Genomic DNA, 20,987 nt, shown 5'->3' with positions numbered 1-20,987 from the left:
CGAAACAATGAAGAACATGATTCGCTCGATGCTCGTCGCCGCCAGCGCGCTGCTGGTGGCGGCCGCGTGCACCGATCCGACGGTGGCGCCGAAGAGCAGCGTCAGCAGCGCCAACATCTTCTCCGAGGAGACGTCGTACAAGTCGTTCCTCGCCAAGATCTATGCGGGCCTCGCGGTCAGCGGCCAGCAGGGTCCGGCGGGCAACGGCGACATCTCGGGGCTCGACGAGGGCTTCTCGCAGTACATGCGCCTCTGGTGGCAGATGGAAGAGCTGCCCACCGACGAGGCGGCGGTCTCCTGGAACGACGGTCCCATCCAGGAACTGAACACCCAGATCTGGTCGTCGTCGAACTCGTTCCTGGGCTCGATGTACTACCGCATCTATTTCCAGGTGGCGATGGCCAACGAGTTCCTGCGTGAGACCACGCCGGAGAAGCTGGCGTCGCGCAACGTCTCGGCGGCGACCCGCGCCGAGGTGGCCAAGTTCCGCGCCGAGGCGCGCTTCCTCCGCGCGTACAGCTACTTCCACGGCATCAGCCTGTTTGGCCCGATCCCGCTCGTGAAGGAGACGGACGTGATCGGCAAGACGCCGCCGCAGCCGGCGACGCGCGCCCAGCTCTTTGACTATGTGGTCAGCGAGCTGAACGCCATTCGCACCGAACTCCCGGCGATGGGCGCCGCCGAGTACGGCCGCGTCGACCAGGGCGCGGTGTCGATGCTGCTGGCCAAGATGTACCTGAACGCCGGCGTCTACACGGGCACGCCGAAGTGGGCCGAGGCGCTCTCGGAGGCGTCGAAGGTGATCGCCGGGCCGTACCGGCTCGACGCGAACTTCCGCCGGATGTTCTCCGCCGACAACAACACGTCGCCGGAAATCATCTTCGCCATCCAGCAGGACGGCGACAAGATCCAGACGTGGGGCGGGATGACCTTCCTCATTCACGCCTCGGTGGGCGCGAGCATCAACGCCGGCGACTACGGCATTGACGGCGGCTGGTGGGGCATTCGCACCAAGCCGTCGCTCGCGGCGCTCTACCCGAACAATGGCGGCGCCTCGAGCCCGGACAAGCGGTCGTCGTTCTTCACGACCACCGGCTTCTCGGGGAGCATGACGAACCTGACCGATTACACCACCGGCATCGGTTCGCCGAAGTTCACCAACAAGACGTCGTCGGGCGCCTCGGGCAAGAACTCGACCTTCGTGGATACCGATTTCCCGGTCTTCCGCCTGGCCGATGCCTACCTGATGTACGCCGAAGCGCACCTGCGTGGCGGCGGCGGTTCGCGCGCCACGGCGCTGGGCTACATCAACGCGCTGCGGGACCGGGCGTACGGCAACCCGTCGGGGCAGATTGCCGACGCGCAGCTGACGACCGCCTTCATCCTCGATGAGCGCGCGCGCGAGCTCTTCTGGGAAGGGACGCGCCGCACCGACCTCATCCGCTATGGCCAGTTCAGCACGGCTGGCATCTGGCAGTGGAAGGGCAACACGGTCAACGGCAAGTTGACGGAAGCCTTCCGCGACCTGTACCCGCTGCCGGCGAGCGAGCTGACGGCGAACCCGAATCTGAAGCAGAATCCGGGGTACTAAGGCGTGATGTGTGACCAGCACCCGGTCCGAGGCCCTGTCTCGGGCCGGGTGTTTGGCGTCTGGCCCACGAGGCGCCACGCGCGCATGCGCGTGGCGCTTTCGTGCGCCGCGCTGTGCGTTGCGCTCGTAGCGGCGTGCGGCGGGGGCTCCGATACGCCGTCCGGCCCAGCGGCGCCGGGCGGCTCCACCGGCCCCGTGGGGCGTCCCGTGCTCGCGCCGGCGTATCGTCCCACCGGGCACGCGGAAGCGGGCGACACCTTCGTTCAGCTCTTCTCGTGGTACTGGACCGATGTGGGCGCCGAGTGCGGGCGCTCGTTGGGCCCGGCCGGCTATCGCGCCGCGTTGGTGAGCCCGCCGCAGGAGCACAACATCGCCGACGGGCGCCCGTGGTTCGAAGTCTACGGACCGGTCAGTTATTCGATCGATCGTGGCAAGTTCGGGACGCGCGCCGAGTTCGTTGACATGGTGGCCAAGTGCCGCGCGGCGAACGTGGACATCTACGTGGACGCCGTCATCAATCACATGGCGCCGGGCAGTGGGGTGGGAAGCGCCGGCACGCCGTTCACGCGCTACAACTACCAGCCGCTGTACGGCCCGGCCGATTTTCACCCTGCCTGCGCGCTGAACAATTACCAGAGCGCGGCCAACGTGCAGGACTGCGAGCTGCTGGGGCTTCCCGATCTCAACACCGGATCGGCGAGCGTCCGGCAGAAGATCGCCGACTATCTCATCGGCCTCACTCGGCTCGGCGTCGCCGGTTTCCGCATCGACGCGGCCAAGCACATCCAGCCGGTGGAGCTCGACAGCATTGTCCGGCTGGTGAACCTCGCGGCCGTCGCCGAGGGGCGCGCGCCGCCGTACTTCTTCCTCGAGGTCATCGACCCCGGCACCGAGGCCGTGAAGGCGACCGACTACTTCGGGCTCGGCTACGCGAGCGGCGGGGCGGCCGACGTCACCGAGTTCAACTTCCGCGCGGTGGGCGAGCGGTTCCGCGCCGGGAGCGGCAAGCGCGCCTCCGAGCTGAGCTCGTTCACCCAGCGCACGTGGGGGCTGATGGCCAGCAACAAGGCCGTGGTCTTCCTGCAGAACCACGACACGCAGCGCTACGACGGGGTGGATTACCGCGACGGCGTGGCGTACCGCCTGGCGAACGTCTGGATGCTGGGGCAGGGGTATGGCTATCCCGTGGTGATGTCCGGGTACGCGTTCGATCGTAGCACGCAGGCCGGGCGCGACGCCGGGCCCCCGGCGCCGGCCGCCACGCTCAACTGCGCGGCGAGCTTCCAGACCGCGGTGGTGGGGCAATGGACGTGCGACCATCGCGACCCGTGGATCGTGACAATGGTCGCGTTCCGCCGGGCGACGGCGGGGCTGGACGTCACGCACACGTGGGACAACGGCGCCGACGCGGTGGCGTTCACGCGCGGCGACAAGGGGTGGGTGATGATCAACGCCGGCGCGACGAGCGTGACGGCGACCATCAACGCCGGATTGCCGGCGGGGATGTACTGCGACCTGCTGGCCGGCGGACGGGTGGGTGATGGATGCGCGGGGCTCCGCGTGACCGTCGCCGCCGATGGCACGGCAACGGTCACGTTGCCCGCGACGTCGGCGGTGGCGATTCGTGTGGGGGTTGCGCAGCCGCTACGGTGAGGGTCTCGCCTTCTTCGGATAGGCCGGCGGCGCCGGCACCGGCCGCGGATCCTCGGCGATCTTCTTCTTCAGGTACTCGATCGCTGCGTCGAGCTGCGCGTCCTGCCCGTTGAACGTCGCGTGCGGCAGGTTCTCCACCACGATGTCGGGTTTCACGCCTTCCTGCTCGATGAGCCATTTCCCCTCGGGGCCGTAGACGCCCATCATCGGGGCGCGCGCCACGCCGTTATCGGTGAGCGTGTTCACGCCGCTCAGCCAGATCTCACCGCCCCAGGTGCGGGCGCCGATCACCACACCGAGCCCCAGCCGTCGAAAGCCGTCGGCCACCGCTTCGCCGTCGCTCGCCGTCTCCTGGTCGACAAGCATCACCATGTGCCCGCGGAACGCCCCCTGCATGTTCCAGTACGGTTCGCCCACGCGGTTCTTCCAGTACATCCACGCCCTGCGCGACAGCATCTCGAGCACCCACGAGTCGATGTTGCCGCCGCGGTTCTGCCGCATGTCGAGAATCAGCCCCTGCCGGTTGAAGACCGGCGTGAACTGGCGGTAGAACTGGTCCATGTCGCCGTTGCCCATCGCGCGCAGGTGCACGTAGCCGATGGCGCCGTTGCTCTTCTCCTCGGCGGCGAGCCGCCGCGTGTACTCCCAGTCGGAATAGCGCAGCGTCTGTTCGTTGCCGATGGGCTCCACCACAATGTCGCGCGCCGTCGCGCCGTCGCCGAGCTTGAGCAGCACCTGCTTGCCCACCTGGTTGCGCAGCAGTTCGCCGATGTCGGTGACGGAAAGCGTGCGAATGCCGTTCACGGCGGTGATCACGTCGCCGGCCTTCACGTTCAGGTCGGGGTCGGCCAACGGCGAGCGTTCCGACGGGAAGTCAGGATCGGCGCGATAGATGTAGTCGATGCGATATCCGTCCTTGGCCGGATCGCGGAAGAGGCGCGCGCCCAACGATGCGACGGCGACGTTGTCGTCGCCGCGGCGCAGGTCGCCGCCGCCCACCGAGGTGTGCAGCGCCGAGAGCTCGCCGACGGCCCAGCCGATCAGATCGCTGAGTTCGGCGCGCGTCGTGATGCGCGGCACGAGCGCGCCGTACTTCTTGAGCGTGGCCTGATAGTCCACCCCGTGCATGCCGGGATCGTAGAACCAGTCGCGCTCCATCCGCCACGCATCCACGAAGAGCTGACGGAAGTCATCGCGCACGTCGATGCTGAAGGTCCAGCTGGAGAGATCGAGGCGGTTGTCGGAGAGGTTGTTCGCCTTGGCGGCGCGCGCATCGATCACGTACAGTGCGTTCTCCCGCCGCACGAGCAGCGACCTGTTGTTGCCCGACAGTTCGGCGGATCGGATGCCATCCACCACGACCACGGGATCGGGCTTCTCGTTGCCGATCTTCAGCGCCATCAGGTCGGTCTTCGCGTCGGCTCCTGAGCCGCGCGACGTGTAGAACAGCGCGTCGCCGGTGGCGGCGAGCCAGCCGTAGTTGCCGCTGGGGACGGGGAGGCGGCGGATGCGCGCCATCAGCCCGTCCGCGTCGATCTGCACCAGCTTGGCGCTGTCGCTCTTGCGCGGCGCCGCGGTACTGTCGCTCAACGGCGGCGTGTCGGAGGTGTCGCGCCGCGCGGCGCGCGGCGCGGGCTTGTGCAGTTCGTCGTCGGCCAGGAACGGCGAGCGCAGTCCGGCGCGCAACGCCACCTGGTAGATCTCGATCTCCTTGTCGAAGTACGGCTCGGGGCGGCGATTCCCCCACGGGGCGCCGACGAGCGTGCGGAGGTTGCGGTCGGAGAGGAAGTAGATGAACTCGCCCCTGGGATCCCAGGCCGGCGCGCTGCTGTTGGTGCGGTCCGAGGTGAGCGCGATGTTTTTGCCCAGCTCCACGCCAAAGATCTTGATCTGCTGGAACGAGTTGGGCGCCGACATCTCGTACGCGAGCCAGCGCGAGTCGGGTGACCACGCCAGGTCGCCCGTTCCCTCGCGATTCTCGGAGACCTTCTTCATCTCCCTGGACGCAAGGTTCATTACCCACAGGTCGCGGTTGTTGTCGCTCCACGCGAGCCACTTGCCGTCGGGGGAGGGGACGCCGCGGAAGCGGAGAATGTTTCCGTTCTTCGTCAGCGGCTCGTCGTTGCCCACACCGTTGGCCGGGAGGCGCACCCATTCCAGCTCGCCGCTCTCGTCGCTCAGGGCGTACACCGACTTGCCGTCGGCGGCGAACACCGCGTCGCGGAATCGCACGCTGTCTTTGACCGACGCGCGCACAAAGCGCCCGCCCCTGACCGGTGCCACAAAGACGCGACCGCGCGAGGTGAGCACCACGCGCGAGCCGTCGTTGGAGAGATGCGCCGACGACAGGTAGCTCATCGGGTCGCGCACCCAGCGCTCGCGCAGCTGGTCAAGGTCGGAGGCGAGCGTGATGGGGACCAGGCGCGACTCGCCGCTCGCGATGTCGAGCAGCCAGAGGTCGGCCTGCAACTGGTAGGCGATCTTGCCGTCGGCCGAGAGCTTGGGTGTGCGCACGTCCCAGCCCACGTGCTTCGTGACCTGCTGGCGGTCGCTCCCATCGTCCTTCATCGACCAGATGTTCATCTGGCCGTCACGGTCGGTGACGAAGTAGACGCGCCCCTGATACCACATGGGCGAATGGCTCTCGCCGTTGTAGTCCTGCCCGGTGAGCTGCACCGCCTCGGCGGCGCCGGCGGTGTACTTCCAGATCTGGCGCGCCGTGCCGCCCGTGTAGCGTTTGGTGACGTTGTTGTGGAAGCCCGGCCGCGCGAAGTAGATGGTCTTGCCCGAGGCGTCGTACGTGCCCTCGGTGGCGCCGGCGAGCGGAACGAGCGCGCGCGTATTGGTGGCGAGGTCCAGCTCGACCATCCCGCTCTTGGGGATGCCCGTGTATTGCGTGGTGCGATAGACGAGCCGCCCGCTCGGTGTCCACGTGGTGGCGACGGCCGCATCGCCGTCATAGGTCCAGCGCGTGGGCGATCCGCCGGCGATGGGCATCGTGTAGAGCGCCGTCTGCCCCTCGTAGCGCGCGGTGAACGCGAGCGTCTTCCCGTCCAGCGAGATGACCGGGTCGGTCTCCTCGGCGGCGTGCGTCGTCAGCCGATGGGCGAGACCGCCGCTGGTTGGCACGGTCCACAGGTCGCCCTCAGCGGCGAAGACGATGGTCTGTCCGCTGATGACCGGGAAGCGATAGAAGCCAAGTGCGCCCTGCGGTGCGCTCTGGGCGAGGGCGGCGGACGCGGAGAGGAAGGCGAGGACGAACGCGCAGCGGCGGAGCATGGACTCTCTCGTGTGGCGAGCTGGACGAATACGGTATCGGCGCCGAGGGTGCGGCGAATATGTGAAGGGGGGAATTGGCGCGCCAGCGCGGATGTGCTAGTCCGCGTGATCCTTGGGCGTGTCGAGGCTGATGAGCGTGGCGGTGCCTTCGCCCGCGTCCGTCCACGCACGCGCGTCGAGGCGCAGCTCGGCGATACCGCAGGTCGGGATCTTGGCGATGTCGGCGTTGGCGAGGAGGTTGGCGATGTCGGTCATCCCCGGGTGGTGGCCGACGAGCATCACGCGTTCGACGCGCGGGTCGAGGGCGCGGATGACGTCGAGGAGGTCCTCGGCGGAGGCGTCGTAGATGCGTTCGTCGACGACGAGCGCTTCCGGTTCGAGTTCCACCGCGGCGGCCATCGCCTCGGCGGTGCGGCGCGCGCGCAGGGCGGGGCTGGTGACGATGCGTTGCGGCCGGTTGGGGCGCAGCGCGACGCGTCGCGCCATCGCGGCGGCGTCGCGCGTGCCGCGCTTGTTGAGGGGGCGGGCGCGGTCGGGGAGTTCCGGGTCGTCACGGCTGGACTTTGCGTGGCGGACGAGGAGGAGTGTGCGGGGCAGGGGACCCTCCGTGGGGCGGGAGCGGGGACATCTCAACGCTAGCCGCAACGAACGGCGACGGACAGAGCGCTTCAGCTTGACCTCCGCAAAGCCCGGCCGTACTTTGCATAACAAAGTACTTCTCGTGAAATGCGCAACTCGCTGATAACGCGCAATTTTGAGCTTCGGGAGGCAGTGATGGGGACGTGGGGGCGACGCATTCGTGCGGCCATCGGCATGGGGCTCACCTGGGGGGCCGCCTGGTTTGCGGCGGGCGTGCTGTTGGCGCGCGTGCCCGGTTTCTACTCCGACCTCCCGTTTGCGCTCCTGTTTGCCCCGCTCGGGTTTGTGACCGGTGTCGTCTTCTCCGGGATTCTTGTGGCGATCGAGAGCCGTCGCGCGTTCGAGCGCATGTCGCTGTCGCGTTTTGCGCTGTGGGGCGCCGTGAGCGGTTTACTGCTGACCGCGTTGTTCATCGGCGGCGCGGCCCTCCGAGGGGCGAGCCTGTGGGGAGAGTTCCTGGTGTTTGGTCCGGCCCTCGCCACGTCGGGCGCGGTGTGCGCGGCGGGGTCGCTGGCGTTGGCGAGGCGGGGGGAGGGGCGGGAACTCGCGAGTGGGGATCCCACCGAGGGCGGACTTCGCGAGGGGGAGAAGCGGGACGTGCTTGGGGCTGGGGACTGACGGGACGCAGGGCGGCGTCACGTCAGTCTCCGAGCGGTGCGCGGGACGGCACTGCGTCGTGGGGCATTTGGCGGTTCCCCCAGACGCTTTCTACCTGCGCATCAAGAAACGTGACATGAGCGTCGCGATCGTGTCGCGTGACACGAAGATGAAGTCGGCGTGTGAACCAGGAACCGTCACGATCTCCGCGCCTCTGAGGTCCTTCCGGAGGCGAGCCTGCGACACCGCGCGGAACGGTACCGCATGCTTGGTCTCCCAGCCCCGGATCGCGGCGCTGGCAGCGCTGTGCTTTCCTGGCTGGGAGAGGAAGATTTCGGCGTAAATGGCAAGCGCGGGGGCGTGCACCTTCCGATAGTCACGACGTTCCGAGAGCAGCGCGGCGAACGCGCGGGCCGCGTTGGCACTGTCAGGCACCGGATGCAGGGTGCCGTCGGACGCGAGGCCGCTGATGTCGCGCAAGAACGCCTCCACCCGAGCGACATCGCCGCCGGGCCACCATGTCGGTATCCACCATGCCTTGAACGCGTCCAGGCTCGCCTTGGCTTCGGCCGGCGGGTCCAGGGCGATCGGCAGTTCGCCGAGGCTGGCCGCGAACGCAGTATCGCTCCAGTCATATCCCGCATCGAGGTACACGAGCTTCTCCACTCGATCCGGGTGGAGTCCGGCGGCGGCCGTGATTTCGTTGCCGCCCATCGACCAGCCGGCGAGGCTCGCCTTCGCGATGCCGAGGCTGTCCATGATACCGACGAGGTCCGCGACGAGCGTCGCGTTGCTGTACGATTCGCCGCTGGAGGACTTGCCGTGTCCGCGGCGCGCGTACGCCACAACGCGAAACTGGTCAGTGAACTTCGGCGCGATGTCGTCGAAGACATGCGGAGAGTCGCCATACCCGTGGATCAGGATGAGCGCCGGCCCGGTGCCGCCCCAGTCGAGGACGTCGAGGCGCACGCCATTGGTCTCGACGAAGCGTTCGCGATGCGTCGCGGCATCACGCCAGCCCGACGCGGTGGCCGTGGTCTCGGCGGCGCGGTCCGCCGGTCGGCAGGCGGCCAGCAGCAGCAGGCAGAGCGCAAGTAGACGGGTCATTGCCGGGGTGGTTGAGGTTCGGGTTGTGCGTCGAGGCCAGTTGTCACATCGCCGCGGACGATCAGGAGTTCGCCAGGAAATGGAGATTCACCGGAATGGCACGCGCGAGAGTGTCTCCTACGGGCGAGGAGCGCTCGCAGCGTTCCCGCAGGTAGGCCAGTTGCTCTGGCTCGGCGCCCGGAATAGAAGCGCGGATCGTGTAGTCGATGGCGTCGTAGCCTGAACCAGAGGCGGTTTCGAGGCCCAGGTACGCCCGAAGATTGAAGTGGCCACTGACTTCCACCGAGAGACTCTCGATGGTGAGCCCCAGAAAGGCGGCGTGCACGGCGACGAGGTCGATATCGCAGGCCGCCAGCGCCGCGAGCACCAGCTGCATCGCATCGAAATTGCCAGGGCCGCCGACGTTCAGCGCCTTGTCCTTGAACTCGACCCGCGAGCGCGACCCGCCAATCCACTGACCCACCATGGTGGGACGGTGGTCCGCCCGGTCCGGGTCCTCCCCGCAGAGCCGTTTCATCTCCAGCATCCTGGACACGTTCACGCCGTTGACTTCGGTGGACTGTTCCATTGGCGTACCTCTCCGACGCTTGGATGTGGGCCGACTACCTGCGTTGGGCAGCTTCAAGGCGGGTAAAGAGGAATGGCAGGTACTTCAAAAATAGAGGCGGGCGCGGGCGCGCCCCGCAAGCCAGCATGGTGCGCTCACGCCAGCCGCCCGCGGCCGCTGCCTTGGCACGCAGCTTCCAAGGCAGCGCCCCGCGCGAAGGCTCCACGGCTACCCGCGCCGATTGGTGTTATAATGGAACCATGCCCCCCCGGCCGCGGCGATCCTCCAAGCCGCTCAGGTTAGCGACATCGTCCACGCCGCCCAAGCCGCATGACGCCCGTGGGCAGGCGGCGGCGCGAGCTGCCAAGGATGCGCTTCTGCGCTGCGCGTGGAGCGAAGCGAGGGCCCTGTGCGAGACGAGCCTTGCCGCGGGTGAGACCGCCGGCGCGCTCGAGGACCTCGGCCTGGCTGCCTGGTGGGTGGACGACGCCGAACTCACCTTCAGTGCCCGCGAGCGTGCCTACACCCGGTATCGCGAGAACGGCGATGCGCGTGGCGCGGCGCGCGTTGCGATTTGGCTCGTCTGGGACTACCTCTCGTTTCGCGGCGACTTCGCCGTCGCCTCGGGCTGGATGGAACGCGCGCGACGACTCCTGGTGCAACATGAACAGTCACCAGAGTTCGGCTGGCTCCTCATTCGCGAGGGGGAACTCGCGCTCTTCCGGGGTCACGATCCGTCGGCCGCCACCGAGAGTGCACGCCGCGCCGCCACGCTGGGCCGCACGCTCGGCGACCGCGGCGTCGAGTTCACGGCGCTGGCCCTCGAGGGGCTGTCGCGGGTGAGTGTCGGCGAAGTCGCCGCCGGCATGCGATGCCTCGACGAGGCGACGGTCGCGGCCACGGCCGGCGAGATGAAGGAACTCCACGCCGTCGGCCTGGTGTGCTGCTGGCAGATCTTTGCCTGTGAACGGATGCGCGACTACGATCGCGCCGCCCAGTGGTGCGCGCGCGTCCAGGAGTTCACCCGGCGCTGGAACTTTCATCCCCTTTCCGCCGTGTGCCGCGCGCAGTACGCCGGCGTGCTCATCTGGCGCGGCGAGTGGGCGAAGGCCGAACGTGAGTTGACTGCGACGTCGCGCGAGATGGCGCACGCTCGCCCAGGCATGACCGGTCCCGTGCTCGCGCGACTCGGCGACCTGCGGCTCAAACAAGGGCGCGTCCTCGACGCGGAACTGTTGTTCGAGCAGTCGTCCGGTCAGCCGATCGCGCGGCTCGGCAGGGCACTCATTGCACTCGAGCGCGGTAACCCCAGCGACGCCGCCAAGCTGCTCGACCAGTACCTCAAGGACCTTGGGCCCGATGACGCGACCGCTCGCGCCGGCGCCCTGGAACTCGCCGTGCGCGCCCACACGACGCGCGGCGATGTTCGCGCGGCGAAACGCGCGCTCGACGAACTGCAGCGCATCGCGACGTCACTCGGCACGGTGCCGGTCGCCGCATCGGTCATGAGCGCTCGCGGGACGATCATGAACCAGGCCGGCGATTGTGCCGACGCGGCGGACTGCTTTGAAAAGACCGTGACCCTGTTCGAGCAGGCTGGCGCCCCTTTCGAGACGGCGCGCGCCAGGCTCGACCTCGCGACGGCCCTGCTCGCCGGGGGAATCACGGAGGCGGCGGAACGCGAGGCGCGGGCCGCCCGGCAGGTGTTCCGGTCGCTTGGCGCGACACAGCACGAAATGCGCGCGGCGGATCTTATCAGGCGACTCGCGGCAAGCACGAGACCACGCAACCCATCGACGACGTTGACAGACCGCCAGGTGGAAGTCCTCAAGCTGGTCGCCCAGGGTCTCTCGAACCCGGAGATTGCCACGCGACTGCGCCTCAGCGATCACACCGTGAAGCGGCACGTCGCGAACCTGCTCACAAAGCTCGGACTCTCGTCGCGCTCGGCCGCCGTTGCCTACGCCGCACGCGAGGGCCTGTTGTAGTCCGCTACGGCAGGCAATTCATCCTGGCCCAGATGGGCCACGTCCGGCGTACGGGGTGCAGTGGCTCTCCCGGGCGAAGCGTGGGTACGCCGGCGTTCCTATCCTCTGGTCAGCATCCTTCCCCCCTTCAGGAGCTGACACGATGCATAGCCTCTTCAAGACCGCCGTAGTTGCCATGCTCATCGTCCGGGCGCTCCCGGCGCAGGCGCCCGCGCTCAACTGGGGACCGGCACCGCCGGTCTTTTCAGCCGGCGCCAAGATGGCGGTACTCCAGGGCGACCCTGGCAAGGCGGGCCTGTTCACCGTCCGGTTGGACTTGCCGGGCGGCTACAAGATTGCGCCGCACACGCACCCGACCGATGAACAGGTCACGATCATCAAGGGGACGCTACGCCTTGGCATGGGCGACAAGCTCGACGCGGCGCGTGCCACCAAGTTGCAGGTTGGCGATTTCGACGTGATCGGGGCGAACATGCACCACTACGCCATCGCCGAGGGTCGGACGATTGTCCAGGTGCACGCCATGGGACCGTTCGTTCTGACCTATGTGAATGCGGCGGACGATCCGAGCACGAAAACGAAGGTCGGTGATCGCCAGTAGCCAAGGTGGGTCAGCCCGCTCCGCGAACCCAACACGCAGAGGACGCGCACGATGACACTACGAACCGAGCAGTTGGCAAGTCGCTTGGAACAGGGTGCGAACGCACTCGCCGAGTTCGCGGAACGGCTGACCGATGCGCAGTGGCGCATACACGTGCCGCACGATGGCCGTCCGGTGGGCGTCGTGGTGCATCATGTGGCATCCGTGTATCCCATCGAAGTGGGCCTCGCGCAGACGGTCGCGTCGGGCAAGCCCATCCTCGACCTCACGTACGAGGGGGCGATCAAGCGCATGAACGCGAAGCACGCGGAGGAGCACGCCAGCGCGCCGAAGAAAGACACGCTCGAATTGCTGCGGCGCAACAGCGCCGCGGCCGCGGCCGCGGTGCGCGCGTTCAGCGACGCCGACCTCGATCGCGCGGCGGCGGTGTCTTTGAACGCGGATGCGCCGCTGACCACGCAGTTCGTGATCGAGGATCACGCCGTGCGGCACAGTTATCACCACTTGGCGAAAATTCGCGCGGCGCTCTAGGCGGAATCGCACGCCTGGCGGTTGCCGGCCAAGGCGCTGTCAGCGCGCCGGGTGAAGCGCTGTAAGCTGACAGCGGTCGGCCCTGAGGTGCATCGGCTGCGACCAGTGAGCGCGGGGGACCCAGCGACGCGCTTGATCCAGTCTGGAACTGGTTGATGGTCCTCGCGGCATCTCGGCAACGAACGGGGTTGTGCGGCGAACGCTCAAAGAGAACGCGCCCGCGCAGCGACCGCTACCGACAGTGTCCGTGTGCGTCAGCAGCAACGCTTGATGCGCTGGAGGCGCGCATGAGCTCGCGTGCGACCTCGGCGGGGGTACGGTACTGCAACGGCTTGCACGGCGTCTCGGCCAGCCACCGATCGAGATCGCGCAGCACGACGAACTCGCGATCACCGCAAAAGTAGACATCCGCGGCAAACGCAAAATCATTCATGGAGCCGAGTACCGACCGACTCTGCGTGCGTGCCACTTGTATCCACTGCATCTCGCGGACTTCGGCGCGAATGCGATCATCGGGGACGCCGAGCGACGCCAGCAACGTCGCGGCGGACTCGGCAATCCGCCGAGGTAAGTCGGGCAGGTCGCGGGCCGTTACGACGATGGTCAAGAGCGATCGTGCGTTCGTACAGAGCACCAGGCGATGCCGCCCGATATTGAGCAGGTTCGCATACCAGTCTCCCAGCACGGTCGTGGCCGGCGACGGAGAGTCAATCGCATCGATCGATGCCTTCCGAAAGCGAGCAAGCAGTAACCGGGTACAACGTAAAGCGTACATCACACCGTCCGGTTGTCCGTCCAGCTAGCGACTCGGCGTTCCGCGGCAAACGCTCAAATAGAATGCGGCCGCGCAGCGGCCGCTACCAAAGACATCCGCGTGCGGCAGCAGCAACGGCTGGTTATGCGGTGCCTTCGGTAGTGAGTGGACGAGCGAGAATCCGATCAGTCTGAGGGTCGGCGCCGAGGACAAACCTGTGCGCTCCGACGTCCACGTAGCCGGCTTTCTGATAGAAGGCAATGGCGCGAGGATTGCGTTCCCAGACCCCGAGCCACAGCGTAGCGGCGTCGAGGTCGTGCGCGGCGTCGATGACGCGGGACATGAGTTGCTGCGCGAGTCCCCGTCCGTGCCACTCGGCTTCGAGATAGAACCGCCAGAGCTCGATGGGAGCAGGGCCGGTGACACACACCGGAGCCTGTCCTCGCCGGAGCTGCGCGAAGGCGACGAGGGCCCCGTCGCTCTCGGCGACGAGCGTCAGCATCGCGGGATCGGCGAGCTCGCGTGACTGCTGTTCGAGTCCGTAGGCCATCGCGAGATGGAGCGTTAGGTCCTCCGGTCGGTTGTCGGCGCCGAAGGTGTCGCGAAAGGTGCGGGCGGCGAGTATTGCGAGGGCGGCGGCATCCGCTGGCGAGGCACGCCGAATCGTAGGAGTCATCGAATGCATGTGTGTGTGATCACGTGCGCGTCCGCATAACGACTCGGCGTTCTGCTGCGAACGCTCTAATAGAATGCGGCCGCAGAGCGGCCGCTACCGTAGACTGTTGCGTTCGTCAGCAGCAATGCGTGTTAGGCGGCGTTGTGTCCAACTACTCGATTCAGTGAGGCACTATATCAGTAATGGCCCTGTACACCAGCCGATGCACATCGTTGTCCAGCCGCGTCTCGAACACACTTGTGCCATTGTTCAACTGCGTCCACGCCATTACGACCAGATCGTACTTCGGGTCCACCCAAAACGTCGTGGAGTAAACGCCGCCCCATTCGTACGTCCCCCGTCCACCCGGCGGATTCAACGAATCGATGCGAACGGCGCCACCGTATCCAAAGCCGTACGTGCCGATGTCCCACTCGGAGATCATCTCTTGCACACGCTTCACCACGGAGGCGGGGAGATGGTTAGTCATCATCGCCTGCGCGGACCGACGTTCAAGGACGCGATGCCCATTGAGTTCCCCGCCGTTGAGGAGCATTTGGGCAAATCGCAGGTAATCCGCGGGCGTTGAAATCAGTCCCTGTCCACCGGCGAAGAGCGTGGCGCCTGGGCGGTGCGCTGGCAGTGCGATCGTTCCTCCTGGCACCAGCCTCCGCTGCGCATCCCTGGCATACATGCGCACCACGCGGGTGTCGAGCGATTCGGGAACTACGAACCCTGTTTCGCGCATACTTAGCGGCTGGAACACGTTCTGTTTGAGGTACAGGTCGAACGGCGTGCCGGAGGCAACTTCGACGACTCGCCCGAGCAGGTCCGACGCGACGCTGTAGCGCCAGTCGGTGCCGGGCTCGAACGCCAGGGGGAGTGACGGCAGACTGTCGGCGAAGTCGGCGATCGTCGGGCTCCGGTCTAGAATCCGTTTTCCCGCATAGGTCAGTCCCGAGGTATGCACCAGCAACTGTTCAATTGTGATGTGTGACACTGCGTTCATGACGCGAATACCTGTAGAGTCTCGGCCGACTACCACCTTCATGTGCGCGAAGGCCGGAATGTATTTGCTGACCGGATCGGTCAAGTGCAGTTGACCGCGATCGACAAGCTGCATTACCGCTGCGGCAGTGACAGGTTTCGACATCGATGCGATGTGGAACAGTGCGTCCGGGCGCATCGGCTTCGTCACATCCATGTCGCCGAGAGTGTCGAGATAAGCAAGTTTGCCGTGCCGCGCGACGACCACGACCAGGCCAGGGATCCGTCCCGCGTCGATCCATGTCGCGCGCAGGGAGTCGCTGAGTTCCTGCAGCCTAGCGGACGAAATGCCAACATCTTCAGGGCGCGCGCGCGGCAGCCACTGCGCGTCTGCGGCGCGAGACGCGACGCTCAACGTAGCGCTGATCAGTACTGCGAAGCCAGAGCGGAACACAATGCGGCTATGCATGTTGGTTTGCTCCGTTCAGGTGACAACGTCGCCCGGGAGTTTCCTGAGCATCTGCCAAATCTTGGTGCGCAGCGAATAGGATCCTTGGAACTCAATATTGGCGAAAGAGCGGAGCACAGCCGTTGAGAAGGCAAGTCATATTGCTCGACCGCCTAACGAAGGGCGTTGTGCTGCGGCGCTTCTAATAGAGGCGGCCGCGGGCGGACACGCCAGTCAGCGTGTATCATCGATGCCGGTCGCCCGCGGCCGCTTCCTTAGATCGCGCCGTCGGCACCAACGTTTGTTAGGTTGCGCCGATTCTCACCCGAATACCGACTTGGAGGTCGCCTCGATGTCCGAGCGCTGTTGCTTCAGTTCTTGATACGACTCGCGATAGCTCGCCATCTCTGCCGGGGACGGGCCGAGTTTGCGAAAGGTGCGGTGGATAGACTCGTGGTAGTTCTGAAAGGTCGCGGCTAGATCATTGCCGACGAGGAACCTCTGGGACGCAATCAGATCGACCACCCGATCCGATTTTGGGTGCATCTCCGCTGCTTTGATGGCAATCCAATCATTCACTCTCGCGACAGCTTCGTCTGTGAGAACCGTGGTCGCCTTGGCCGTGCTGACGAGCGCTAGAATTTGCTGAGCGTCGCGCGGTAGAGGGTCCGGTAGCTTCGCGCCAGCAGCGCCAAGTTCCTTAAGGATCGCCAGGAATCCCTCCCCAGCAGCGCGATATGCCTCCATCTCATACTCGCCGAGAGCGCGCCACACGTCAGTGATGGCGGCTAGTCTCTGCCGGGCAACCTCGGCAGCGAACGCTTGGCGAACCTTATGCGACTCAAGGTATTTGTTCGCGACGAAGCCAACGCCGACAAGCGCGGCCCCAAGGGCAAGCTTGTCAACCACGGCCAGCCAGATCTGCTGCGCGAACGTGAGTTCCATGATTGCCTCGGTGAACCGCACGACCTTCTGCGCAACCTAACGACTCGGCGTTCTGCTGCGAACGCTCTAATAGAATGCGGCCGCGCAGCGGCCGCTACCGAAGACATCTGCGTTCGTCAGCAGCAACGGCTTGTTAGCCCGCACCTGCACTCCCGCCACGCGCGCGCCGCCGCCAGACAAGCCACAGCGCCACCGACGCGCAGACCAGGCCCTGTGCGACGACACCAGCCCAGCGCGCGTTGCTCGCATCAGGATGACTCATCGGCGTTATGAGCCAATTGCCCGCTTGCGCGGCGAGCGCGAGGAGGACACCGGCGAGCATTCCAGAGTTGAAGGACTTGTCGGAGTCCATGTTGACCTCTCGAGTGTCGGGCTAACGACGATTAGACAGCAAATTATGACTGCACAGCGAGTGATAGGCTGCGAAAACGTGTAACCACTCGTCAGCCTATCACACCACGTTACCCAGAGTATACATTACCCTAACCCCCTGCGCCAGCGCACCTTACCACCGCTACGCCCCCGTGCCCCCCCGAGCGTTAGCCTGCAAACGCCGGTCAGCCTAACGTGGGTGAAGCCTTAAGCCTCCGAAAACGAGAACCCGACGCCAGCGCAACGCTGCCGTCGGGTTCTCAGGATGTCGCTACGGCACCGGCGGCAATCCGCCCGCGCCCTACCGCCCAATCAGGAACGCCAGCGCCTCCGCCATCCGCACCCGCCACGCCGTCTCGTTATGCTCGGCGCCTTCGGCGACGCGCGTCATCAGGTTCACGCCATCCTTGTATCCGGCTGAACGCATCATCGCGTCGGCGCGCTGCTGATAGGGCGCGTACATCGCATCCAGCGTCGCCGTCCCGTGATCGAAGTAGAACCGGTGCGTCCGCGGATCGGGCAGGTGCGCGGCCAGGTAGTCAATCATCGCCCCGTCCACCAACGGCCAATGCGTGCTCACACACCCGGCGCCGCCAAACACCTGCGGATACTCGGCCACGGCATAGCACGAGATGAGCCCGCCCATGCTCGAGCCCATCGTGAACGTGTCCGACGGGCCGGGCTTCGTGCGATACGTCTTGTCCACGAACGGCTTGAGTTCGCTCACCATGAACTTGAGATACGCATCTGAGATCACCCCGGCCGTGGACATCTTCCGGCCTGGCACCGACGTCATGCTGTCGCCCGCCGGCACGACCTTCTGCGGCATGTACTCCTCGAACCGCTTGGGCGTGTTCCAGACAGCCACGACAATCGCCGGGCGCACCTTCTTCTGCGAGATGAGCTGCGTCATCGTCTCGTCAATCGCCCAGTCCACGCCGGTGTATGACGTCGCGGGGTCAAAGACATTCTGCCCGTCGTGCATGTACAGCACGGGATACCGCGCCGCCGTGTTGGCTGAATAGCCGGGCGGCAGCCAGACCTCGACGTTGCGCGCCGCAACGTACTGCGACGGGAAATCGCGGTGCATCCGGCGGTCGCCGGTCACGCCGAGCGACGGGCCGGGCGTGGCCACGCTCAGCACCGGCATCACGCAGCTGCTGCGCCGGGGGACGCGCACCGCCATCCCCTTGCCCCACGTGAATGGCGCGCTGCACGCGCCGAGCAGGTCGGCGCCGACCACGCCGAGCGGGATGTGCGCTTCCACCGCGGCGGTGTCGTTGTTGATCACGATCACCGTCTGGCCGCGCTTGTAGATGTAGAGTTGATCCTCCACCACCAGATGCTCCACCGGCGCCTTCCGCAGATCGGCACGCTCGGCCCGGATCTTGAGCAGCCGCTGCGTGTGCGACCAGACGGCCTGTTCGTCAGGCGTGCGACCGGCCGCCGTGAACGCGTCGCGCGCGTCGCCGCGCCAGCCGCCGGGGAAATCGCGGCGGTTGTCGGGATCGCGCCCGCCGCCGATGGCGATCTCGTCGCCGTAGTAGAGCAGGGGGATCCCCCGCGTCGTCAGCAGGAAGGTCGTCGCCAGCTTCAATCCGTCAATCGTCGCTCCCTTCTCGTTCATGAAGCGCTCGACGTCGTGATTGCCGAGGAAGGGCGAGAGACGGTTGGCGTCGGGATAGACGTGATCGCGCGCCACCATCATGGCCAGGTTGCGCACCGATCCGCGGCGCGCAAAGACGTCACGGATGGCGAAATGCACCGGGAAGTCGAACTGGTAATCGACGCCGCTCTTGATCTTGTCCCAGTTGTTGGTGCCGTCGAGATGGTACGCGATCACCGACGGGTCGCCATCGAACGTCTCCCCCACCACGCGAAGCGCCGGATACTCGCGCTTGATGGCCGCCATCCACGGCTTCCAGAAGGTGCGCGGCACGTACTGCCACGTGTCCTGCCGGATACCGTCGATCCCCGTCATCCCGATCCACCAGAGCGTGTTCTGGATGATGTAGCGCGCCACCTCGGGGTCGTTCTGGTTGAGGTCGGGGAGGAAGCCGCCGAACCAGCCGTCGAGCGTCGCCTTGCGCATGCCATCGTTGGAATACGTGTCGGCAATGGTCCACCCCTGCCACGTGTTCGACAGGTGATTGGCCTTGCTGCCGTTGTACCACGACGGCGTCGGCGGATCGGTCACCCACGGGTGATACGGCCCCGTATGGTTGGCGACCATGTCGATGACGATCTTGATCCCCGCCTTGTGCGCGTCATCCACCAGCGCGCGGTACTCGTCGAGCGTGCCGAGGTGCTCGTCCACCCCGTAGAAGTCGATGGCGCCGTAGCCGTGGTAGTCGGTGATGGCCTGCCCGTCGTACCGCTCCACGTCGTTGAGCTTGTCGTTGTTGTCGTAGACCGGCGTCATCCAGATGGCGGTGATGCCCAGCGACTTGAGGTACGGGAGCTTCTGCCGCACGCCGGCGATGTCGCCGCCGTGGTAGTAGCGTCCCTTGGCGCGGTCGATCAGCCCCGGCGACTTGGCCGGCGAGTCGTTGGCCGGATCGCCGTTGGCGAAGCGATCGGGCATGATGAGATAGAGCACGTCGTTGACGTCGAAGCCGGCAAAGCGCCCGGCCTTCGGGAGCGGCGCCGCGACCGTGAAGTCGAAGCGCGCCTCGCCCGCCGCCGTGCGCACGGCAATCGGATACGCGCCCGGCTTCGTCGTCGCCGGCACGCTCACGTCGGCGAAAACGTAGGTGCCCGCTTCATTAACCTTCGCGGCGCCGCAGCGCAGCGCCGCGGGGCAGGCGAGCCTGGCCCCCGTCAAGTGCTGGCCGCGAATGAGCAGCCGCACGGGGTTGATGGAGTGCCCCGCCCACCAGTTGGGCGGCTCAACCTTAACGACAACGGGCGACTGCGATAAACACAGAGTGGCACAGAGTGGCACAGAGAGAAACGCCGTGATCCAGCGGGTCATGCTGCTGCCTCTGCGCGGTCCTTCACGCGTGTCACGAGGAGGGCCGCGATCGCCAGGAAGACGCCACCGGCGATGATCGCCGCCATCCGGTTGTTGTCGAGCAGGTTGTTCATCACCCAGCCGAAGCCGAGCGAGGCGATGATCTCGGGAATGACGATGAAGAAGTTGAAGATCCCCATGTAGACGCCGGTCTTGCCTGCGGGAATCGCCCCGGCGAGGATGGAGTAGGGCATCGACAGCGTGCTCGCCCAGGCGATGCCGACGCCGACCATCGAGAGGAGCAGCCAGTTGGGGTTGGTGATCACCGACACCGAGAGCAGGCCGGCCGAACCGGCCAGCAGGCAGAGCGCGTGCGTGATCTTGCGACTCGTCCGGTGCGCCAGGGGCGGCAACATGAAGGCGACGATGAAGCAGACGAGCGAGTAGGCGCCGAAGCAGACGCCGGCCCATTCCACGCCCTGCTGATAGAGCGGCGACTTGGTGTCGGGGGCGCCAAAGATGTTCGTCGCCACGGCCGGGCCGAAGTAGAGCCACATGCAGAACAGCCCCAGCCAGGTGGCGATCTGCACCAGCGCGAGTTCGCGCATCGTGTCGGGCATCTCGCGAATGGCCTTCACGATCTCGCTGAAGCCGTGCGCAATGCCGGCGCTCTGCTTCTTCTGCGCCTCGAACGCCGCGAGGTCGGCGGGCGGCTTCTCACCCGTCGTGAGCACCGTGTACAGCACCGCGCCGAGGAACGCCGCCGAGCCGATGTAGAACGAGAGGCGCACCGTGGTCGGGATGGCCCCCGAGTCCGCGCCCGACGTCACGCCGAACCAGTTGGTCATCATCCACGGCAGGGCCGAGGCCACCACCGCACCGACGCCGATGAAGAAGCTCTGCATCGCGAAGCCGCGCGTGCGCTCGCTCTGTGGCAGCAGGTCGGCCACGAAGGCGCGGAACGGTTCCATCGAGATGTTGATGGACGCGTCGAGGATCCACAGCAGCCCGGCCGCCATCCAGAGCGTGCTGGAGTTGGGCATCAGGATCAGCGCGCACGAACTCAGGATGGCGCCGACCAGGAAGTAGGGCCGCCGCCGCCCGAACCGCGGCGACCAGGTGCGGTCGCTCAAGTGCCCGATGATGGGCTGCACGATGAGCCCGGTCAGCGGCGCGGCGAGCCAGAGCATCGGGATCTGGTCGGGCTTCGCCCCGAGGTACTCGTAGATGGCGCTCATGTTGGCCATCTGCAGTCCCCAGCCGAACTGAATGCCGAGGAAACCGAAGCTCATGTTCCAGATGGTCGAGAACTTCGTGGGTCCGGATTGCGGCGCCATGTG

The 20,987-nt window shown here is 66.4% G+C and carries 17 protein-coding genes; 6 read left to right on the top strand and 11 right to left on the bottom strand.

The window, feature by feature from the left end; genetic code table 11:
* The first annotated feature begins 7 nt into the window (after positions 1–7).
* The gene (locus VGJ96_02435) at positions 8–1,591 is read left to right on the top strand and encodes a RagB/SusD family nutrient uptake outer membrane protein (protein HEY3285959.1); all 1,584 of its coding nucleotides are present in this window, start codon (positions 8–10) and stop codon (positions 1,589–1,591) included.
* Positions 1,592–1,675: 84 nt separating this feature from the next.
* Positions 1,676–3,244: an alpha-amylase family protein gene (locus VGJ96_02430; GenBank protein ID HEY3285958.1), complete on the top strand. Its 1,569-nt coding sequence runs from the start codon at positions 1,676–1,678 to the stop codon at positions 3,242–3,244.
* On the opposite strand, the gene VGJ96_02425 is transcribed toward VGJ96_02430, so the two are convergent.
* Positions 3,236–6,523: a S41 family peptidase gene (locus VGJ96_02425; GenBank protein HEY3285957.1), complete on the bottom strand. Its 3,288-nt coding sequence runs from the start codon at positions 6,521–6,523 to the stop codon at positions 3,236–3,238. The two genes, VGJ96_02430 and VGJ96_02425, sit on opposite strands and share 9 nt — an antisense overlap.
* Positions 6,524–6,619: 96 nt before the next feature.
* Positions 6,620–7,156 carry a histidine phosphatase family protein gene (locus tag VGJ96_02420; protein ID HEY3285956.1) on the bottom strand — a complete coding sequence of 179 codons (537 nt, stop codon included), beginning with the start codon at positions 7,154–7,156 and terminating at the stop codon, positions 6,620–6,622.
* A 141-nt stretch (positions 7,157–7,297) separates the two neighbouring features.
* On the opposite strand from VGJ96_02420, the gene VGJ96_02415 reads away from it, so the two are divergent.
* The gene (locus VGJ96_02415) at positions 7,298–7,780 is read left to right on the top strand and encodes a hypothetical protein (GenBank protein ID HEY3285955.1); all 483 of its coding nucleotides are present in this window, start codon (positions 7,298–7,300) and stop codon (positions 7,778–7,780) included.
* Between the two features lie 90 nt (positions 7,781–7,870).
* Here the strand turns inward: VGJ96_02415 and VGJ96_02410 are convergent, their stop codons facing one another.
* Positions 7,871–8,866 carry an alpha/beta hydrolase gene (locus tag VGJ96_02410; protein HEY3285954.1) on the bottom strand — a complete coding sequence of 332 codons (996 nt, stop codon included), beginning with the start codon at positions 8,864–8,866 and terminating at the stop codon, positions 7,871–7,873.
* Positions 8,867–8,927: 61 nt separating this feature from the next.
* Positions 8,928–9,434 carry an OsmC family protein gene (locus VGJ96_02405; protein ID HEY3285953.1) on the bottom strand — a complete coding sequence of 169 codons (507 nt, stop codon included), beginning with the start codon at positions 9,432–9,434 and terminating at the stop codon, positions 8,928–8,930.
* Between the two features lie 239 nt (positions 9,435–9,673).
* Between VGJ96_02405 and VGJ96_02400 the strand changes: the two genes are divergently transcribed.
* The 3 genes from VGJ96_02400 (at position 9,674) to VGJ96_02390 (ending at position 12,533) form a co-directional block, all read left to right on the top strand.
* Positions 9,674–11,401: a LuxR C-terminal-related transcriptional regulator gene (locus tag VGJ96_02400; GenBank protein ID HEY3285952.1), complete on the top strand. Its 1,728-nt coding sequence runs from the start codon at positions 9,674–9,676 to the stop codon at positions 11,399–11,401.
* Between the two features lie 142 nt (positions 11,402–11,543).
* On the top strand, positions 11,544–12,002 hold the full coding sequence (locus tag VGJ96_02395) for a cupin domain-containing protein (GenBank protein ID HEY3285951.1): 459 nt from the start codon (positions 11,544–11,546) through the stop codon (positions 12,000–12,002).
* A 51-nt stretch (positions 12,003–12,053) separates the two neighbouring features.
* Positions 12,054–12,533, top strand: coding sequence for a DinB family protein (locus VGJ96_02390; protein ID HEY3285950.1), 480 nt, complete (start codon positions 12,054–12,056; stop codon positions 12,531–12,533).
* 232 nt (positions 12,534–12,765) lie between these two features.
* Here VGJ96_02390 and VGJ96_02385 read toward each other — a convergent pair whose 3' ends face one another.
* The 7 genes from VGJ96_02385 to VGJ96_02355 form a co-directional block, all read right to left on the bottom strand.
* Positions 12,766–13,218, bottom strand: a complete 453-nt coding sequence (locus tag VGJ96_02385; GenBank protein ID HEY3285949.1) for a hypothetical protein — start codon at positions 13,216–13,218, stop codon at positions 12,766–12,768.
* A gap of 211 nt (positions 13,219–13,429) precedes the next feature.
* Positions 13,430–13,963 (bottom strand): GNAT family N-acetyltransferase, encoded by a 534-nt coding sequence (locus VGJ96_02380; protein ID HEY3285948.1) that lies wholly within the window; start codon positions 13,961–13,963, stop codon positions 13,430–13,432.
* A gap of 160 nt (positions 13,964–14,123) precedes the next feature.
* Complete coding sequence (locus tag VGJ96_02375) at positions 14,124–15,398, bottom strand: serine hydrolase domain-containing protein (GenBank protein HEY3285947.1); 1,275 nt, start codon at positions 15,396–15,398, stop codon at positions 14,124–14,126.
* Positions 15,399–15,698: 300 nt separating this feature from the next.
* Complete coding sequence (locus VGJ96_02370) at positions 15,699–16,322, bottom strand: hypothetical protein (GenBank protein HEY3285946.1); 624 nt, start codon at positions 16,320–16,322, stop codon at positions 15,699–15,701.
* 133 nt (positions 16,323–16,455) lie between these two features.
* A complete protein-coding gene (locus VGJ96_02365) occupies positions 16,456–16,674 on the bottom strand; it encodes a hypothetical protein (GenBank protein HEY3285945.1) in 219 nt (72 codons plus the stop codon).
* 321 nt (positions 16,675–16,995) lie between these two features.
* Positions 16,996–19,668, bottom strand: coding sequence for an alpha-amylase family glycosyl hydrolase (locus VGJ96_02360; GenBank protein HEY3285944.1), 2,673 nt, complete (start codon positions 19,666–19,668; stop codon positions 16,996–16,998).
* Entirely contained in the window at positions 19,665–20,984 is a 1,320-nt protein-coding gene (locus VGJ96_02355) for an MFS transporter (GenBank protein HEY3285943.1), read from the bottom strand. The genes VGJ96_02360 and VGJ96_02355 overlap by 4 nt, the downstream gene beginning before the upstream one ends.
* Between the last annotated feature and the right edge of the window lie 3 nt (positions 20,985–20,987).

The organism is Gemmatimonadaceae bacterium, assembly GCA_036504815.1.
Classification (GTDB): domain Bacteria; phylum Gemmatimonadota; class Gemmatimonadetes; order Gemmatimonadales; family Gemmatimonadaceae; genus PNKL01.
The sequence above is the reverse complement of the archived record's forward strand: the minus strand, read 5'-3'. Positions and strand labels throughout refer to the sequence as shown.

Coding starts and splice junctions, on each gene's coding strand:
- VGJ96_02360 (HEY3285944.1), bottom strand. CDS start 19,668: ATGACCCGCTGGATCACGGCGTTTCTCTCTGTGCCACTCTGTGCCACT.
- VGJ96_02365 (HEY3285945.1), bottom strand. CDS start 16,674: ATGGACTCCGACAAGTCCTTCAACTCTGGAATGCTCGCCGGTGTCCTC.
- VGJ96_02380 (HEY3285948.1), bottom strand. CDS start 13,963: ATGACTCCTACGATTCGGCGTGCCTCGCCAGCGGATGCCGCCGCCCTC.
- VGJ96_02395 (HEY3285951.1), top strand. CDS start 11,544: ATGCATAGCCTCTTCAAGACCGCCGTAGTTGCCATGCTCATCGTCCGG.
- VGJ96_02400 (HEY3285952.1), top strand. CDS start 9,674: ATGCCCCCCCGGCCGCGGCGATCCTCCAAGCCGCTCAGGTTAGCGACA.
- VGJ96_02355 (HEY3285943.1), bottom strand. CDS start 20,984: ATGGCGCCGCAATCCGGACCCACGAAGTTCTCGACCATCTGGAACATG.
- VGJ96_02390 (HEY3285950.1), top strand. CDS start 12,054: ATGACACTACGAACCGAGCAGTTGGCAAGTCGCTTGGAACAGGGTGCG.
- VGJ96_02375 (HEY3285947.1), bottom strand. CDS start 15,398: ATGCATAGCCGCATTGTGTTCCGCTCTGGCTTCGCAGTACTGATCAGC.
- VGJ96_02435 (HEY3285959.1), top strand. CDS start 8: ATGAAGAACATGATTCGCTCGATGCTCGTCGCCGCCAGCGCGCTGCTG.
- VGJ96_02425 (HEY3285957.1), bottom strand. CDS start 6,523: ATGCTCCGCCGCTGCGCGTTCGTCCTCGCCTTCCTCTCCGCGTCCGCC.
- VGJ96_02410 (HEY3285954.1), bottom strand. CDS start 8,866: ATGACCCGTCTACTTGCGCTCTGCCTGCTGCTGCTGGCCGCCTGCCGA.
- VGJ96_02415 (HEY3285955.1), top strand. CDS start 7,298: ATGGGGACGTGGGGGCGACGCATTCGTGCGGCCATCGGCATGGGGCTC.
- VGJ96_02430 (HEY3285958.1), top strand. CDS start 1,676: ATGCGCGTGGCGCTTTCGTGCGCCGCGCTGTGCGTTGCGCTCGTAGCG.
- VGJ96_02405 (HEY3285953.1), bottom strand. CDS start 9,434: ATGGAACAGTCCACCGAAGTCAACGGCGTGAACGTGTCCAGGATGCTG.
- VGJ96_02370 (HEY3285946.1), bottom strand. CDS start 16,322: ATGGAACTCACGTTCGCGCAGCAGATCTGGCTGGCCGTGGTTGACAAG.